The sequence below is a fragment of the Roseateles sp. genome, assembly GCF_039929605.1.
Taxonomy (GTDB): domain Bacteria; phylum Pseudomonadota; class Gammaproteobacteria; order Burkholderiales; family Burkholderiaceae_C; genus Pelomonas.
The window spans coordinates 19,755-36,910 of record NZ_JBDSQX010000059.1; the positions used below are offsets into that span (position 1 = coordinate 19,755).

A 17,156-nucleotide genomic window follows, 5' to 3' on the forward strand; every position below is an offset into this window, starting at 1 on the left:
CTCCTAACTTCGGCAATTGTGCCGTGGCACAAAAAAAATAACTAGCTACTGAAACAACTTTTTCACGACGAGCCCTGGTTTTGGGGGGTCAAAAATTCCCCATGAACCAATCCTTGATGCGCCCGAGCAGGGTTTGCACCGAGCCGGCCTGCTGCGCGGCCTTGAAACCCCGGCTGCGCGACAGCCGGGCTTCTTCCAACAGCCCCATGACCGTGGCAGAGCGGGGGTTGGCGACCATGTCGGAAAGCGCGCCGGAATAGGTGGGCAGACCGCGGCGCACGGGTTTCAGGAAAATGTCCTCGGCGAGTTCCACCATGCCAGGCATGACGGCCGATCCGCCGGTCAGCACAATCCCCGAGGACAGCAATTCCTCGTACCCGCTCTCGCGAATGACCTGGTGAACCAGGGAAAAGATTTCCTCGACGCGCGGCTCGATGACGCCAGCCAGCGCCTGCTTGGAGAGCATCCGCGGGCTGCGGTCACCCAGACCGGGCACTTCGACCTGGTCGGACGGGTCAGCCAACAACTGCTTGGCAACGCCATATTCGACCTTGATTTCCTCGGCATCCTTGGTCGGCGTGCGCAACGCCATGGCGATATCGCTGGTGATCAGGTCGCCAGCGATGGGAATCACGGCGGTATGGCGGATGGAGCCGCCGGTGAATATCGCGACATCGGTGGTGCCGGCACCAATATCCACCAGCGCAACCCCGAGGTCGCGCTCGTCGGCGGTCAGCGCTGCATGGCTGGACGCGCTGGGGTTCAAAACCAGCTGATCCACCTCCAGGCCGCAGCGGCGCACGCATTTGACGATGTTTTCGGCGGCACTTTGCGCGCCGGTGACGATATGAACCTTGACTTCCAGCCGCCCGCCGCTCATGCCGATGGGTTCTTTCACCTCATGGCCGTCGATGACGAATTCCTGCGGCTCGACCAGCAAAAGGCGCTGATCGTTGGGAATATTGATGGCCTTGGCGGTTTCGACCACGCGGGTCACATCGACCGGCGTGACCTCCTTGTCGCGCACGATGACCATGCCGGTGGAGTTTTGGCCGCGGATATGGCTGCCGGTGATCCCGGTGTAAACCCGGGATATTTTGCAGTCGGCCATCATCTCGGCCTCTTTCAAGGCCTGCTGGATGGACTGCACGGTGGCATCGATATTGACGACGACGCCACGCTTCAAGCCGTGCGAGGGCGCAACGCCCAGGCCGGCGATGCGCAATTCACCGCCCGGCAAAACCTCGGCCACGACGGCCATGATCTTGGCGGTACCAATATCCAAACCGACGACCAGATCCTTGTATTCCTTGGGCATGTCCGTCCTCAGCGTTTTCTAATTACGGGTTTACCCGGTGTTTGTGCCGTCACAGTCGTCACACCGCGCAACTTGACCGCGTAGCCGTCGGCATGGCGCAGGTCGGCGGACAGCAGCGGGCTGTGATACGTCGCCGTGACCTGCGTGATGGAGCGCGCGAACTGGCTGAAGCGGGCGACGACATCGGCCTCGCCGCCACGGCCGAGCTCGACGACCGCACCGCTGCCCAAGGTGGCGCGCCAGGAGCCGCGGCCGGAAAGGTCCAGCCGCTCGATGCTTTCGCTTAAGCGCTCGGCGGCCGGCGACAGCGCCTGCCACATCTGCAACATCGGGCCGGCGGTATGGGCCGGGCCGGCGAGCACGGGCAGGGTTTCGTCTTCGACATCGCCGAGGTTGGCCTGGAAAACTTCGCCAAAGCTGTTGACCAGCGCGCGCTCGGCCGTGGCCTCGGTGGCCGCGTCGGCACCGTCGGTGCGCGCCTCCCAGTAAGCGGCGGCGCGGTGCTCTTCCAGGTTGACCCTGAGACGCATCGGCCAGATGCGCTGCAGTTGCGCGTGGCGCACCCAGGGCACGGCCTCGAAGGCGGCGCGGCCTTCCTGCAGATCCATGCCGAGGAAGGAGCCGTGCAACTGCGGCAGCGCATTGGCGCGCAGCGAGGCGACGCTGTTGCGGCTGACGTCACCCTCGACCTGGATGGCGCGCAGGTTGAACACCGGCAGGCGCACCACCCAGCGAATGGCCGCCCACGCCGCCGTCACCAGCAAAGCCGCGACGAGCAGCGCCGACACCGCATTCATCAGGCGGATGTCGGGTGGCAGCGCGGCGCTCGCAGCGGAGTTCATGAATTCAAGCGCGGTCAAGGCGGGCCTGCGACAGCAGCCACAAGCACAAATGCGGGTAGTCGATGCCCACCGCTTGCGCGGCCTTGGGCACCAGCGAATGCGAAGTCATGCCGGGGCTCGTGTTCATCTCCAGCAGGAAAGGCTTCATGTCGGACTTGCGCAGCATCAGGTCGGCGCGGCCCCAGCCACGGCAGCCGAGCAGGCGGTAGGCGTGAAGCACGAGTTGACGGATATCGGCTTCCAGCGCGGCGGGCAGGGAGCCGAACAGGTACTGCGTCGTGTCGGTCTCGTACTTGTTGGCGAAGTCGTAGTTGCCGGCCTCGGCGCGGATCTCGATGACAGGCAGCGCGACGGCGCCCTCGCCTTCGCCCAGCACGGCGCAGGTCAGCTCGGGGCCTTCGATGCATTGCTCGAACAGCAGCTCGTCGTCAAAACCCAGCGCCAGGTCGACGGCGGCCTGCATGTCCGAATAGCCGGCGGCCTTGGTGATGCCGATGCTGCTGCCTTCGTGCGGCGGCTTGACGACAACGGGCAGGCCGAGCGTGTCGGGAATCTGGCGAATGCGCTCGCGCGTCAGCTCCGCGCGGGTCAGTGCCAGGTATTGCGGTGTCGCCAGGCCCTCGTGGGCCCAGATCCGCTTGGTCATCGTCTTGTCCATCGCGACGCCGGAGGCAGTCACGCCGGAGCCGGTGTACGGGATGCCCAGCCATTCGAGCGCGCCCTGGATGGTGCCGTCTTCGCCGCCACGGCCGTGCAGCGCGATGAAAGCGCGCGCGAAGCTCTCGTCCTTGAGCGCCTGCAGCGGGCGCTCGGCGGGGTCGAAGGCGTGGGCGTCGACGCCGATGGACTGCAGTGCAGCGAGCACGCCTTGGCCACTCATCAGCGACACCGGCCGCTCGGCGCTGTGGCCACCGAGGAGCACCGCAACCTTGCCCAGGCCCTTGGCATCCAAGTTCAGATCAATCGGCGAGTTCATGCCGAAGCTCCTTCAGAGAAATGCGCCGCGACACGGCCCGGCAGGCTGCTCATCGAACCCGCGCCCATGCCGATGACTACATCGCCATCGCGCGTCAAGGTGGCCAGGGCGGCGGGCATGTCGGCCACCGTCGCAACAAAGTTCGGCGTGCCGACGGCTTCAGCGAGCGCCATGCCGGTGGCGCCTTCGATGGGCGCCTCGCCCGCCGAATAGACCTCGGTCAGCAGCACGACATCGGCGCCAGCCATGACACGCACGAAGTCGGCGAAGCAGTCGCGGGTCCGTGTGTAGCGGTGCGGCTGAAAGGCCAGCACGAGGCGGCGACCCGGGTAGGCGCCGCGCGCGGCGGCGAGCACGGCGGCCATCTCGACCGGGTGGTGGCCGTAGTCATCGACCAGCTCGAAGCGCCCGCCATCGCCGGCTGGCCACTCGCCATGCTTCTCGAAGCGGCGGCCGACGCCGGAGAAGTTGGCCAGCGCCTTCTGGATGTCGGCGTCCGCGCAGTCCAGCTCGGTCGCGATGGCGATGGCCGCCAGCGCATTGCGCACGTTGTGCTCGCCGGCCAGGTTCAGCAGCACGTCGAGCGGCTCGGCGCCTTCGCGCTGGCAGGTGAAGCGCATCTGCGCGCCGGCCAGCGCCTGCACGTCGACCGCGCGAACGCTGACGCCGGCCGACAGCCCGTAGCTGACGACCGGCCGCTCGATGCGGCCGAGGATGGCCTGCACGCCGGGGTCGTCTGCGCAGACGATGGCCGCGCCGTAGAAGGGCATGCGGTGCAGGAACTCGACGAAGGCCGCATGCAGACGCTCGACCGAATGGCCATAGGTGTCCATGTGGTCTTCGTCGATGTTGGTGACGACGGCCAGCACCGGGCTGAGCTTGAGGAAGGAGGCGTCGCTCTCGTCGGCCTCGACGACGATGAACTCACCGCGGCCCAGCCGCGAGTTGGCGCCGGCCGCGTTGAGCTTGCCGCCGATGACGAAGGTCGGGTCCAGCCCGGCCTCGACGAGGATGGCCGTGACGAGCGAGGTCGTCGTCGTCTTGCCGTGCGTGCCGGCGATGGCGATGCCGCGGCGCAACCGCATCAGCTCGGCCAGCATGACGGCACGCGGCACGACGGGCACCTGGCGTGCACGGGCGGCGACGACTTCGGGGTTGTCTGCAGTCACGGCCGTGCTGGTCACCAGCGCCTGGGCGTCGCCGATGTGCGGCGCGGAGTGGCCGATCTCGACGCGCAGGCCCATCGTGCGCAGGCGCTCGGTCGACGCGCTTTCAATCGCGTCGGAGCCGCTCACCGTGAAGCCGAGGTTGTGCAGGATCTCGGCGATGCCGCTCATGCCGGCGCCGCCGATGCCGACAAAGTGCAAACGCTGTACGGCGTGTTTCATGTCTGCCCCTCGTCCGACGGGTACGTCGGCCGATCCCCCGAGGGGATGCGGGCCGGCTTGGCGAACTGGAGTCGGACACAAGCAGTCCCTGCGGACTGCTTGTGCCTACGACGGGCCAGGGGCCTCTGGTCCCTGGCAGCCCGGCGCTCGGCCCGCCATGCACTACGGCCTTCACGGCTCATCGCAACATCCCTTCGATTTCATCCGCCACGCGCGCGGCGGCGCGGGGTCGGGCCAGCGCGCGGGCCTTCTCGCCCATCGCCAGCAGCGCGCTGCGGTCCAGGCCGCTCAGGAGTTCGTGCAGCTTCGTGGGTGTCAGTTCGGTCTGCGGCAAATGGATGGCCGCGCCGTGCTGGGCCATGAAGACCGCGTTGTCACGCTGGTGCGAAGTGGTGCTGACGACCAGCGGCACCAGCACCGCCGCGCAACCCGCCGCGCAGAGTTCACTGACGGTGATGGCGCCGGCGCGGCAGACGACGACATCGGCCCAGGCCAATGCCGTGGCCATGTCGTCGATGAAGGGGCGCACCTCGGCCGTCAGGCCGGCATCGGTGTAGGCCTGCCAGACGGCACCGAGATGGTCCTGGCCGGACTGATGCAGCACCTGCGGGCGCTTGTCTTCAGGCCACAGCGCCAGCGCCTGCGGCAGGGCCTGGTTCAGCGCACGGGCGCCGAGCGAGCCACCCAGCACCAGCAGGCGCAGCGGGCCCTGCAAGCGATCCGGGTCGACCATGCGTTCGGCGGGCAGTGGCAGTTCCTCGATCTCGGCACGCACCGGGTTGCCGCTGACGATGGCGCCTCGCGTCGACGCGGCCGCCGCGCCGTCGAAGCCGAAAGCGATGCGGCGGGCGAAGGGCTTGAGCGCGAGGTTGCTCTTCAGCATCGCCGCGTCGGCATTGACCAGCATCAACGGCCGGCCGGTCAGCGCCGCCGTCAGGCCTGCCGGCACGCAGACATAGCCGCCCATGCCGAGCACGGCCGTCGCGCCGCGCTGTTCGTAGACGCGGCGTGCCGCGCCCAGCGACTTGAAGAAGCCGACGATGCCGCGCAGCGTGTGCTTGAGGCCTTTGCCACGCATGCCGGCGAAGGGCAGTGCGTCCAGCTCGATGCCGCGCGCCGGCACGAGGCGGTTCTCCATGCCGTGCGGCGTGCCGATCCACGACACGGTCCAGCCGCGGCGCTGCATCTCTTCGGCGACTGCGAGGCCCGGGATCACATGCCCACCGGTGCCTGCGGCCATGACGACGAGGTGGCGGGTCATGTTTTCCGCATCCGCTCGGGAACACAGCCACAGAGACACAGAGGCACAGAGAAAGCACCACACAAGGGGCAATCCCGCTGTCTCTGTGTCTCTGTGCCTCTGTGGCTTTGTTTGAAGTTCAGCCTCACGACCGCCCTCCCCGCATCATTTGCCGGTTCTCAAGGTCGATCCTCAAGACCACCGCCAGCGCCACGCAGTTCATCAAAATCGCCGACCCCCCAAAGCTCATCAACGGCAACGTCAGCCCCTTGGTCGGCAGCGCACCCAGGTTCACGCCCATGTTGATGAAGGCCTGGCCGCCCATCCAGATGCCGATGCCTTGCGCGTACAGCCCGGCGAACACGCGGTCTAGCGCGATGGCCTGGCGGCCGATGAGGAAGCAGCGGCGTGTCAGCCAGAAGAACGCGAGGATGACCAAGGCAACTCCAGCAAAGCCCAGTTCCTCGCCGATGACGGCGAGCAGGAAGTCGGTGTGCGCTTCGGGCAGGTAGTGCAGCTTCTCGACGCTGCCGCCCAGGCCCTGGCCGAGCCACTCGCCGCGCCCGAAGGCGATCAGGCTGTGCGTCAGCTGGTAGGCCTTGCCCTGGGCGTACTTGTCGTCCCAGGGGTTGAGGTAGGCAAAGATGCGCTCGCGGCGGAACTCGCTGAAGGTGATCATCAGCGTGAAGGCGCCCACCAGCACCAGCGTGATGAGCAGGAACATGCGGCCGTTGACGCCGCCCAGGAAGAGGATGCTCATCGCGATGGCCGCGATGACCATGAAGGCGCCCATGTCCGGCTCGGCCAGTAGCAGCACGCCGACGACCGCCAGCGAGATGGCGATCGGCGTGACGGCCTGGAAGAAGTTCTCCCGCGCGTCCATCTTGCGCATCATGTAGTTGGCCGCGTACAGCGCGATGCCGAACTTGGCCAGCTCGCTGGGCTGGAAGTTCATGACGCCCAGCGGGATCCAGCGCCGAGCGCCGTAGACGACCTTGCCGATGCCGGGGATCAGCACGCCCACCAGCAGCACCAGCGCCGCGACGAACACCCAGGGTGCAAAGCGCTCCCACAGCGACACGGGGATCTGCACGGTGACGAGGCCGGCGACCAGCCCGAAGCCGATCGCCACGATGTGGCGCGTCAGGAAGTGTGTCGGCAGGTACCTGGCGAAGCGCGGGTTGTCCGGCATCGCGATGGACGCCGAATAGACCATCAGCAGGCCCAGGGCCATCAGCGCCAGCACGACCCAGACGAAGGTGATATCGAAACCCTGCAGCTGCGTCGGCCGACCGGCGGAGGTGGAGACCCAGTCGCGCACCGGCACCGGGCCGCCGGACTCGTCGTCGCCGCGCTTCCAGAACGATTGCAGCTTGGCCGCGATGGCGTTCACAAGCTCACCCCGCGTTCATCGGCCAACTGCTGCACCGTCGCGACGAACACTTCGGCGCGGTGGGCGTAGTTGCGGAACATGTCGAGGCTGGCGCAGGCGGGGGACAGCAGCACGCTGTCGCCGGATTGCGCCTGGCTCAGGCACCATGTGGTGGCGGCTTCGAGCGTCGTGTGGTGCTGCAGCGGCACGCCGGTGGCGGCGAGCGCGGCCTCGATCTGTGGCGCGTCGCGGCCGATCAGCGCGACGGCGCGGGCATGACGTTGAACACCCTCTGCCAGCGGCGCGAAGTCCTGGCCCTTGCCATCGCCGCCGAGGATGAGCAGCAGCTTGGCCGGTGCGCGGTCGGCGCCAAGGCCCGAGATGGCGGCGACGGTGGCACCGACGTTGGTGCCCTTGCTGTCGTCGTAGAACTCGACGCCGTCGATGCTGCCGATGGGCTCGACGCGGTGCGGCTCGCCGCGGTACTCGCGCAGCGCGTGCAGCATCGGCGCCAGGTCGCAGCCGGCGGCACAGGCCAGTGCCAGCGCGGCCAGCCCGTTGGCGGCGTTGTGGCGGCCGCGCACGCGCAGAGCGTCGGCGGGCATGAGGCGCTGGATGATGAGCGGATCAACGTCATCGCTCTTCTTGCGCTTGATCGTCGGGTCCAACTCCAGGGCGCGCACCAGCCAGGTCAGGCCGCCCTCTTCGACGAGGCCGAAATCGCCGGCCACGCGCGGCGGGTTCAGGCCGAAGCGCACGACCTGGCGCGACACGGTGCGGCCGGGCTTGCCACGGCTGCCTTTGACGAACACCGGCGCCGGCACCAGGCCTTCGACCTCGGCGTCGTCGCGGTTGGCAACGATGACGGACTCGCGGCCGAAGACGCGCGCCTTGGCTCGGCCATAGGCGGCCATGTCGCCGTGCCAGTCGAGATGGTCCTGCGTCAGGTTCAGCAGCGCACCCGCCGTCGGCTCGAAGTTGGCGACGCCATCGAGCTGGAAGCTGGACAGCTCCAGCACCCAGACCTCGGGCAGCGTCTCGAACACCGGGCCGCGCGGCGGCGGCGGGTCAATCGGCAGCGGAGTCTCTTCGTCCGGCAGCACCGACTCGGCATCCGTCGTCTCTTCGACCGGTGCGTCTTCGATCGCCTCGGCGATGGCCTCGGCCGGCGTTTCGACCGGCGCGGGATCGGGCTCCTTGGTCAGCGCCTCGGTCAGCGTGTCCAGCAGCGTCGGGCCGATGTTGCCGGCGATGGCCACGCGCTTGCCGGCGCGCTCGGCGAGCAGGCCGGTCATGCAGGTCGTCGTCGTCTTGCCGTTGGTGCCGGTGATGGCGAGCACGGCGGGCGCGTAGCCGTGCTGGGCCTTGAGCGCGGCCAGCGCATCGGCGAACAAGTCCAGCTCGCCGCGCACAGCCGGGCCATGGGCGTAGACGGCGGCGAGCCGCGCATCCAGCGGCGACAGGCCCGGGCTTTTCAGCACGGCGTTGAAGCCGGCCGCGATGTCAGCGGTCAGCTCGCCCGTGATGAACGCGGCCGTGTCGCCGAGCGCGCCAAGCTGCGGCGGCTCGGCCCGCGAGTCCCACACCGTCACCTGCGCGCCAAAGCTCGCGCACCAGCGCGCCATCGCCAGGCCGGAGTCACCCAACCCGAGCACGAGCACGCGCTGGTCAACGAGTTGCGGCAGGCTCAGCTTCATCGGTTCAGCGGAGCTTCAAGCTGGCCAGGCCGACCAGGCACAGCAGCATGGTGATGATCCAGAAGCGGATGACGACCTGCGTCTCCTTCCAGCCGCCCTTCTCGAAGTGATGGTGCAACGGCGCCATCTTGAAGATGCGGCGGCCCGTGCCGAACTTCTTCTTCGTGTACTTGAACCAGCTGACCTGGAGCATCACGGACAGCACTTCGGCGACGAAGATGCCGCCCATGATGCCGAGCAGGATTTCCTGGCGCGTGATGACGGCCAACGTGCCCAGGCCACCGCCCAGCGACAGCGCGCCCACGTCGCCCATGAAGACCTGCGCCGGATGCGCGTTGAACCACAGGAAGGCCAGGCCCGCGCCGGCCATCGCGGCGCAGAAGATCAGCAGTTCACCCGCGCCGGGGATGTAGGGCAGCAGCAGGTATCTGGAGAACACCGACGAGCCAGTCAGGTAGGCGAACAAGCCCAGCGCCGAGCCGACCATGACGACGGGCATGATGGCCAGGCCGTCCAGGCCGTCGGTGAAGTTCACCGCGTTGCTGGTGCCGACGATGACGAAATAGGCCAGCCCGACGAAGCCCCACACGCCCAGCGGCATGCTGATCGTCTTGAAGAACGGGATCAGCAGGTCGGCCTTGGGCGGCAGCTCGGTGGAGAAGCCGCTGGTGACCCAACGGAAGAACAGCTGGACGACGCCGAGGAACGAGGTCTCCGACACGCTGAATGCGAGGTAGAGCGCAGCGAACAAACCGATGAGCGACTGCCAGAAGAACTTCTCGCGGCTGCGCATGCCCTCGGGGTTCTTGTCGACGACCTTGCGCCAGTCGTCCACCCAACCCACGGCGCCGAAGCCCATGGTGACGATCATGACGACCCAGACGAAGCGGTTGCTCCAGTCGAACCACAGCAGCGTCGACACGCCGATGCCGATGAGCACGAGCACGCCGCCCATCGTCGGCGTGCCGGTCTTGACCAGATGCTCCTGCACGCCGTAGGCGCGCACCGGCTGGCCGATCTTCATCTCGGTCAGGCGGCGGATGACCCACGGCCCAAAGGCCAGGCCGATGAGCAACGCCGTCATGGCGGCCATCACCGCGCGGAAGGTGATGTAGTTGAAGAGGCGCAGGAAGCCCAGGTCGGGGTAGAGACCCTGCAGCCACTGGGCGAGGCTAAGCAGCATGCGTGTCTCCCTGCGGCGCGCTGCGGGTGGTGGGTTGCTGCAGCGCAGCCACGATCAATTCCATCTTCATGAAGCGCGAGCCCTTGACGAGGGTCTGGGTCGAGAGCGGTTGTTCGGCCAGCGCTTCGATGAGCGCGGCGGGGTTGTCGAAGGCGCGGGCGCCGGGGCCGTAGGCCAGCGCGGCGTCGCGCGCGGCGTGCCCGGCCGTCCACAGATGCGTCACGCCCTGCTCGGCGGCGAAGGCGCCCACCTCGCGGTGGAAGGCGGGGCCTTGGTCGCCCACCTCGCCCATGTCGCCGAGGATGAGCCAGCCCTGGCCGGGCAGCGCAGCGAGCATGGCGATGGCGGCGCGGACGCTGTCGGGGTTGGCGTTGTAGCTGTCGTCGATGAGCAGGCGGCCACGCGCGTCGCGCTTGATCTCGCTGCGGCCCTTGACAGCGCGAAAGGTCTCCAGCCCTTGCTGGATGGACGCCAACGGTGCGCCGGCCGCCAACGCACAGGCCGCAGCGGCCAGCGCGTTGCGCACGTTGTGCTCGCCGGCCAGGTAGAGCGCCACCGGCACGGTGCCGGCCGGTGTGTGCAGCTCCAGCGCCCAGTGCTGCGCGTCGCCCTGCCACTGCGCCTCGCCGGTCACGTCGGCCTCGCCGTGCAGCGCGAAGGTCAGGTGCGGTCTCGTGCCGGCCAGGTCGAACCAGATCGGCGCGCACGCGTCGTCGGCCGGGAACACCGCGCAGCCGCTCGCGCTCAGCGCCTGCAGCACGGCGCCGTTCTCGCGCGCCACGGCATCGACGGTGGCCATGAACTCCTGGTGCTCGCGCTGTGCGTTGTTGACGAGGGCTACGGTGGGCTGCGTCATCGCGGCCAGCGGCGCGATTTCGCCGGGGTGGTTCATGCCCAGCTCGACGACGGCGGCGCGGTGGCTGGTCTCGTCGTCATGGCGCAAGCGCAGCAGCGTCAGCGGCACGCCGATGTCGTTGTTGTAGTTGCCCTCGGTGGCCAGCGCGCCGTCAGCCACCCATGCACGCAGGATGCTGGCGATCATCTGCGTCGTCGTCGTCTTGCCGTTGCTGCCGGCGACGGCGATGACGGGCAACTGCTGCTGGCGGCGCCAGGCGGCGGCGAGCTGACCGAGAGCGGCCTTGGCGTCTGGCACGAGCAGGCCCGGCAGGCCGGCTTCAGCCAGGCCGCGTTCGGCGAGTGCCGCGACGGCGCCCGAGGCCATGGCTTGAGGGAGGAAGTCGTTCGCATCGAAACGCTCGCCGCGCAGCGCAACGAACAGGTCGCCGGCGCGCAGCGTGCGCGTGTCGCTGTGCACGCGGGCAAAGCCGGTCGCACCGTCGCCGACCAGCGTGGAACCCGGCAGCAGCGCCTGCGCTTCGGCCAATGTGAGGAACAGGCTCACAGACCCGCCCTCCCAAGCAGCGCCGCGCGCGCCTCGGCCACGTCGGAGAACGGCCGACGCACGCCGTTCACCTCCTGGTAGTCCTCATGGCCCTTGCCGGCGACGAGCACGATGTCGCGTGCGCCAGCCTGCGTGATGGCGGCGCGGATGGCTTCCTCGCGTGCCTCGATGACGATGGCAGCGGGCGCGCCGGCCGTGATGTCGGCCAGGATCTGCGCCGGCACCTCGCTGCGCGGGTTGTCCGTCGTGACGACGACATGGGCCGCCAGGCGAGCCGCGATGCTGCCCATCTGCGGGCGCTTGCCGCGGTCGCGATCGCCGCCGCAGCCGAACACGCAGATCAGCTCGCCGCCGCGCGCCTTGGCCAAACCCTGCAGCGCTGACAACGCCTTCTGCAGTGCGTCCGGCGTGTGGGCGTAGTCGATGACGACCTGCGGCAGTTCGCGGCCGTTGCCCACGCGCTGCATGCGGCCCGGCACTGGTGTCACGCGGGCCAGTGCGCGTGCCACGTCGGCCAGCGTGTGGCCCTGCGCCCGCAGTGCGCCGGCCACGCCGAGCAGGTTGGCGGCGTTGTAGTCGCCAATTAGGCTGGTCTGCAACGCGATGGACTCGCCGCCCTCGTGCAGCGTGAAGGCCAGGCCTTCGCCGGTGTAGTGCAGCTCACGTGCGGTCAGTCGCGCATCGAGGCGCTCGACGCCGGTGGTCCACACCTCCAACGCCGCCAGCTCGGCCGCCAGCGCGTCGCCCTTGGCATCGTCGAGGTTGATGACCGCCGCGCGCAGGCCCGGGAAGCCGAACAGGGCGCGCTTGGTCGCCCAGTAGGCGTCCATGTTGCCGTGGTAATCGAGGTGGTCCTGCGTGAAGTTGGTGAACACGGCGACGCGGATGGCGCTGCCGGCCAGGCGGCCTTCGTTGAGCCCAATGCTGCTGGCCTCGATGGCGCAGGCCGAGAAGCTCTGCTCGACCATGCGCGTAAACGCGGCCTGCAGCAGCACGGGGTCGGGCGTGGTCAGGCCGTTGTAATCGAGCTTGGGCGGCTCGCCGATGCCGAGCGTGCCGACGACGCCGCAGCGCTTGCCGAGCTGGGCCGAGGCCTGCGCGATCCACCACGCCGACGACGTCTTGCCGTTGGTGCCGGTGATGGCGATGACGTCCAGCGTGTCGGTGGGCTTGCCGAAGAAGGCGGCGGCGATCTCGCCGGTGCGGGCCTTCAAGCCGGGCAGCGAGGCGACGCGCGCGTCTTTGATCCCGAATCGCTCGACATCAGCTTCCTCGACGAGGCAGGTGGCCGCACCGGCGGCCAGCGCGGCCGCAACGTACTCGCGGCCGTCGCGCGCATAGCCGGGCCAGGCGATGAATGCGTCGCCGGGCTGCACGTGGCGGCTGTCGGTGCGCAGCGTGCCGGTGCACCATTCTTGGAGCCAGCGGGCGGCGGCGGCGGGGGACTTCAGGCGGGTCAGCATCAAAAGCTCTCTTCCGTGGCCGTCGCCTTTTGATTCGCGATGATCTGGCTCTTCACATCGAGGTCGGGCTGAACGCCCAGCAGGCGCAGCGTCTGCGCTGCAACCTGGCTGAACACCGGGCCGGCTACCTGGCCGCCGTAATGGGCGCCGGCGGTCGGCTCGTCGACCATGACGGCGACGACGATGCGCGGCTTGCTGATTGGCGTGATGCCGACGAACCAGGAGCGGTATTTGTGGGTGGCGTAGCCGCGGCCTTCCTGCTTGTAGGCCGTGCCGCTCTTGCCGCCGACGCTGTAGCCAGGCACCTGGGCCTCCGGCGCAGTGCCGCCAGGGCCGGCGGCGGCCTGCAGCATCAAGCGCAGGTCCTGCGTGACCTTGGGTGAGAACACGCGGATGCCGGGCACTGGATGCTCGTGCGGCTGGCGCAGCATGCTGACCGGGATGATCTCGCCATCACGGGCGAACACCGTGTAGGCGCGCGCCAGCTGGAACAGCGACGCCGACAGACCGTAGCCATAGCTCATGGTCGCCTGCTCGATGGGCCGCCAGCTCTTCCAGGGGCGCAGCTTGCCAGTGACGGCGCCGGGGAAGTTGATCTGCGGCCGCTGGCCCAGACCGATGGCCGTGAACATCTCGTCCATCTCGCGCGGCTGCATCTGCATGGCGAGCTTGGTGGCGCCGATGTTGCTGGAGAACTTGATCACCTCGCGCACCGGGATCACGCCGTGGGCATGGGTGTCGCTGATGACGGCGCCCTGGAAGGCGTACTTGCCGTTGCCGGTGTCGACCAATGTGTCGGGCGTGCTGCGGCCGGTCTGCATCGACAGGCCGGCGATGAAGGGCTTCATCGTCGAGCCGGGCTCGAAGACGTCGGTCAGCGCGCGGTTGCGCAACTGTTCACCGGACAGATTGCGACGGTTGCCGGGGTCGTAGCTCGGGAAGTTGGCCAGCGCCAGCACCTCGCCGCTCTGCGCGTCCAGCACGACGACCGAGCCGGCCTTGGCCTTGTTCTCGATCACCGCGTCGCGCACGCGCTGGTAGGCGAAGAACTGCACCTTGGAGTCCACCGACAGGTCGATGTCCTGGCCGTTGACGGCGGGCACGATGTCACCGATGTCTTCCACCACGCGGCCCAGCCGGTCGCGCACGACGGAACGCGAGCCGTCGCGGCCCTGCAGTTCCTTCTGGAAGGCCAGCTCGACGCCCTCCTGGCCGCGGTCCTCGGCGCCGGTGAAGCCCACGACGTGGGCAGCCGCCTCACGTTCGGGATATTCGCGGCGGTACTCGCGGTCCTGGAACACGCCCTTCAGGCCGATGGCCTTCACGGCGGTGGCGGTGTCGGTGTCCGCCAGGCGCTTGAGCCAGACGAAGCGCGTGTCCGGGTTGAGCTTGGCCTCCAGCTCCTTGCTCGACAGACCCAGCGCCTTGGCGAGCGCGAGGCGCTTGGCCGCGTCGGCGTCCACTTCCTTCGGGATGGCCCAGATCGACGGCACCGCCACGCTGGCTGCCAGCGTCTGGCCGGTACGATCGTTGATGCGGCCGCGGCTGGCGGGCAGCTCCAGCGTGTGCGCGTAGCGCGCCTCACCCTGCTTCTGGAAGAAATCGCTGTGCAGCACCTGCACGTAGATGGCGCGGCCCAGCAGCCCAGCGAAGGCCAGGCCAACGAGGGCGACGAGAAAGCGCGAGCGCCACGGCGGCGTCTTGGACGCGAGCAGCGGGCTGGTGGAATAGCTGACCCCGCGGCCCGAGCCCAGGGCGCGGGCGCCTGACTTGTTGGCCTTGCCCGCACCCATCACGGCGTGACCCCCGACGCGACGACGGCCGGCGAGATCGGCCGCATGCCCAGGCGCTCGCGCGCCACCTGCTCGACACGCAGGTTGGTGGCCTGCGCATGGCGCTCGGCCTTCAGCCGCTCGGCGTCAGCCGCCAGGCGCTGGCCGTCGGCCTTGATACGGTCGCGCTCAGCAAACAAGCGGCGCGATTCATAGGCGTTGTGCACCAGCACCAGGCCACTGGCCAGCACGGCGAGGATGAGCACGAGGTTGATCTTGGCCATGTCAGCCCTTGCACCGCGTGCTTGCGGGCCGAGCGCCGGGCCGCTCCCAAGCCGGCCCGTCATGGCGATGTGAGCTTTGGGCGAGGGCCATCATTTCAGAGGCGCGTCGGTGCGCTCGGCGATGCGCAGCACGGCCGAGCGCGAACGCGGGTTGGCCCTCACCTCGGTCTCGCTCGGCATCACGCGGCCGAGGGCCTTCAGCACCAGCGGCGGCGGCGGCGCGAAAGGCGCACGGCGGTCGAACTCGGGCTTGCTGTGCGCGGCGATGAACTGCTTGACGCGCCGGTCTTCCAGCGAGTGGAAGCTGATGACGCTGAGCCGGCCACCGGGCTTCAGCAACCGCAGCGCGGCGCTCAGCCCTTGATCAAGCTGCTCCAGCTCTCCATTGACGTGAATCCGAAGAGCTTGAAAGGAACGCGTGGCCGGGTCTTGCCCAGGCTCGCGGGTCTTGACCGCGCCAGCCACGAGTTCGCGCAGCTCGTCGGTGCGCGTGAGCGGCGCACCGGCTTCCCGGCGAGCAACAAGCGCCTTTGCAATGTGTGAAGCAAACCGTTCTTCGCCATAGTCCTTGATCACCCGTGCAATCTCGCGCTCGTCGGCCCGCGCCAGGAAGTCGGCCGCGCTCTGGCCGCGCGTCGTGTCCATGCGCATGTCCAGCGGCCCGACGAAGCGAAAGCTGAAGCCCCGCTCCGGGTTGTCGATCTGCGGGCTGGACACCCCCAGGTCCAGCAGCACACCATCCACCTGATGAACGCCGATGGCCGCCAGCTCCTCCACCATGTCGGCAAAGCCGGCGTGGACGATGGAAAAGCGCGGGTCGGTGATCGCGGCCGCTGCAGCGACGGCCTCCGGGTCGCGGTCGATGCCGATCAGCCGGCCCGCCGGCCCCAGCTTGGCCAGCAGCGCGCGCGAATGGCCGCCGCGGCCGAAGGTGCCGTCCACGTAGACGCCGTCCGGCCGCGCCAGCACGCCGTCCACCGCCTCGTCCAGCAGCACGGTGGTGTGGCGGAAGGTGGCGCTTTCGTTCACGTCGGCGCCCATCAGAAGCTGAAATCCTTGAGCGCGTCCGGCAGCGGCCCGGCCATGGTCTCGGCCTCCTCGGCGAGGCGGGCCTTTTTGTCCCACAGCTCGAAGTGGCTGCCCATGCCGAGCAGCACCACGTCTTTGTCCAGGCCGGCACTCTCGCGCAGCTCGGGCGAGATCAGCACGCGCGCCGCCGAGTCGATCTCGACATCCATCGCATTGCCCAGGAAGACACGCTTCCAGCCGGCCGCCGCCATCGGCAGCGCCGCGACCTTGTCGCGGAATGCCTCCCACGTCGGTCGCGGGAACAGCATCAGGCAGCCGTCCGGATGCTTGGTGACGGTCAACCGCCCCTGGCAGAGCAGTTGCAGCACCTCACGGTGTCGCGTCGGGACGCCCAGACGCCCCTTGGCGTCCAACGCCAAGTTTGAGGCACCCTGAAAGACGATTTCCGACACTTTTCACCACGAAAGAACACTTCTCCCCACTTTAAGGCCCAGGAACACGGGGGTCAAGGTTGTGCACAAGTTTTTTCAATGGAATCAAGCACTTAGCGATGACTGTGAAAATATCCAGGCGCGCTGAAAATGTCATTCATAAATAAGGACTTGGCGGGATATTGCGATGTGGTGCTTTAGATATGAGGCCGTTGAGTGCCACGTTTATCCCCACCTTCGACGGCGTACAGCGAATTGGCCCGACGCATCTTGAATCGTCACCCTGCGTCCCTATAATGCAGAGCTGCTAGCACTCTAGGCATTCGAGTGCTAACGAATCGGGTCGAACCTTCGGCCCCGTTTTTTGGCGTTCGCCGCGTCGAGACTCGGCACGGCGACCGCCTCAGTTCCAACTCTCAAGGAGACCCCATGAAGCTGCGCCCCCTGCACGATCGCGTGATCGTTCGCCGCCTGGAACAAGAAACCAAGACCGCCTCCGGCATCTTCATTCCCGACAACGCCGCCGAGAAGCCCGACCAAGGCGAAGTCCTGGCTGTCGGCCCGGGCAAGCGCGATGACAAGGGCAACTTCATCGCCCTGAACGTCGCCGTCGGCGACCGCGTCCTGTTCGGCAAGTACTCCGGCCAGACCGTCAAGGTCGACGGCGACGAACTGCTGGTCATGCGCGAGGAAGACCTCTTCGCCATCGTTCAAAAGTAATGACACGGGGATGGACCATCACGCAGTGATGCTCCGTCC

Annotated in this window: 15 protein-coding genes; 1 reads left to right on the forward strand and 14 read right to left on the reverse strand. The window is 68.0% G+C overall.

The genetic code is table 11. The features are described from left to right. Positions 1-88: 88 nt before the first annotated feature. From ftsA to mraZ, 14 genes are all read right to left on the reverse strand, one after another. Entirely contained in the window at positions 89-1,318 is a 1,230-nt protein-coding gene (ftsA, locus tag ABIS05_RS08280) for a cell division protein FtsA (RefSeq protein ID WP_348014492.1), read from the reverse strand. An 8-nt stretch (positions 1,319-1,326) separates the two neighbouring features. Further along, entirely contained in the window at positions 1,327-2,160 is an 834-nt protein-coding gene (locus ABIS05_RS08285; RefSeq protein ID WP_348014493.1) for a cell division protein FtsQ/DivIB, read from the reverse strand. A gap of 4 nt (positions 2,161-2,164) precedes the next feature. After that, positions 2,165-3,136 (reverse strand): D-alanine--D-alanine ligase, encoded by a 972-nt coding sequence (locus ABIS05_RS08290; RefSeq protein WP_348014494.1) that lies wholly within the window; start codon positions 3,134-3,136, stop codon positions 2,165-2,167. After that, positions 3,133-4,524, reverse strand: a complete 1,392-nt coding sequence (gene murC / locus ABIS05_RS08295) for a UDP-N-acetylmuramate--L-alanine ligase (protein ID WP_348014495.1) — start codon at positions 4,522-4,524, stop codon at positions 3,133-3,135. Before murC ends, ABIS05_RS08290 begins: the two co-directional genes overlap by 4 nt. A gap of 178 nt (positions 4,525-4,702) precedes the next feature. Continuing rightward, positions 4,703-5,785: an undecaprenyldiphospho-muramoylpentapeptide beta-N-acetylglucosaminyltransferase gene (gene murG / locus ABIS05_RS08300; protein ID WP_348014496.1), complete on the reverse strand. Its 1,083-nt coding sequence runs from the start codon at positions 5,783-5,785 to the stop codon at positions 4,703-4,705. A 124-nt stretch (positions 5,786-5,909) separates the two neighbouring features. Next, positions 5,910-7,157: a putative lipid II flippase FtsW gene (gene ftsW, locus ABIS05_RS08305; protein ID WP_407074918.1), complete on the reverse strand. Its 1,248-nt coding sequence runs from the start codon at positions 7,155-7,157 to the stop codon at positions 5,910-5,912. Beyond that, a complete protein-coding gene (gene murD / locus ABIS05_RS08310; RefSeq protein WP_348014497.1) occupies positions 7,154-8,833 on the reverse strand; it encodes a UDP-N-acetylmuramoyl-L-alanine--D-glutamate ligase in 1,680 nt (559 codons plus the stop codon). Before murD ends, ftsW begins: the two co-directional genes overlap by 4 nt. Before the next feature lie 4 nt (positions 8,834-8,837). Continuing rightward, the gene (mraY, locus tag ABIS05_RS08315) at positions 8,838-10,016 is read right to left on the reverse strand and encodes a phospho-N-acetylmuramoyl-pentapeptide-transferase (protein WP_348014498.1); all 1,179 of its coding nucleotides are present in this window, start codon (positions 10,014-10,016) and stop codon (positions 8,838-8,840) included. Continuing rightward, positions 10,006-11,418: a UDP-N-acetylmuramoyl-tripeptide--D-alanyl-D-alanine ligase gene (gene murF, locus ABIS05_RS08320; RefSeq protein ID WP_348014499.1), complete on the reverse strand. Its 1,413-nt coding sequence runs from the start codon at positions 11,416-11,418 to the stop codon at positions 10,006-10,008. Before murF ends, mraY begins: the two co-directional genes overlap by 11 nt. Continuing rightward, the gene (locus ABIS05_RS08325) at positions 11,415-12,881 is read right to left on the reverse strand and encodes a UDP-N-acetylmuramoyl-L-alanyl-D-glutamate--2,6-diaminopimelate ligase (protein WP_348014500.1); all 1,467 of its coding nucleotides are present in this window, start codon (positions 12,879-12,881) and stop codon (positions 11,415-11,417) included. Before ABIS05_RS08325 ends, murF begins: the two co-directional genes overlap by 4 nt. Next, entirely contained in the window at positions 12,881-14,674 is a 1,794-nt protein-coding gene (locus tag ABIS05_RS08330) for a penicillin-binding protein 2 (protein ID WP_348014501.1), read from the reverse strand. Before ABIS05_RS08330 ends, ABIS05_RS08325 begins: the two co-directional genes overlap by 1 nt. Then, complete coding sequence (gene ftsL / locus ABIS05_RS08335; protein ID WP_348014502.1) at positions 14,674-14,937, reverse strand: cell division protein FtsL; 264 nt, start codon at positions 14,935-14,937, stop codon at positions 14,674-14,676. The genes ABIS05_RS08330 and ftsL overlap by 1 nt, the downstream gene beginning before the upstream one ends. Positions 14,938-15,027: 90 nt before the next feature. Continuing rightward, entirely contained in the window at positions 15,028-15,966 is a 939-nt protein-coding gene (gene rsmH, locus ABIS05_RS08340; RefSeq protein WP_407075009.1) for a 16S rRNA (cytosine(1402)-N(4))-methyltransferase RsmH, read from the reverse strand. A gap of 11 nt (positions 15,967-15,977) precedes the next feature. Beyond that, positions 15,978-16,418 (reverse strand): division/cell wall cluster transcriptional repressor MraZ, encoded by a 441-nt coding sequence (gene mraZ / locus ABIS05_RS08345; protein ID WP_348014504.1) that lies wholly within the window; start codon positions 16,416-16,418, stop codon positions 15,978-15,980. A gap of 408 nt (positions 16,419-16,826) precedes the next feature. Between mraZ and ABIS05_RS08350 the strand changes: the two genes are divergently transcribed. Continuing rightward, positions 16,827-17,117, forward strand: a complete 291-nt coding sequence (locus tag ABIS05_RS08350; RefSeq protein WP_348014505.1) for a co-chaperone GroES — start codon at positions 16,827-16,829, stop codon at positions 17,115-17,117. The last annotated feature ends 39 nt before the right edge of the window (positions 17,118-17,156 follow it).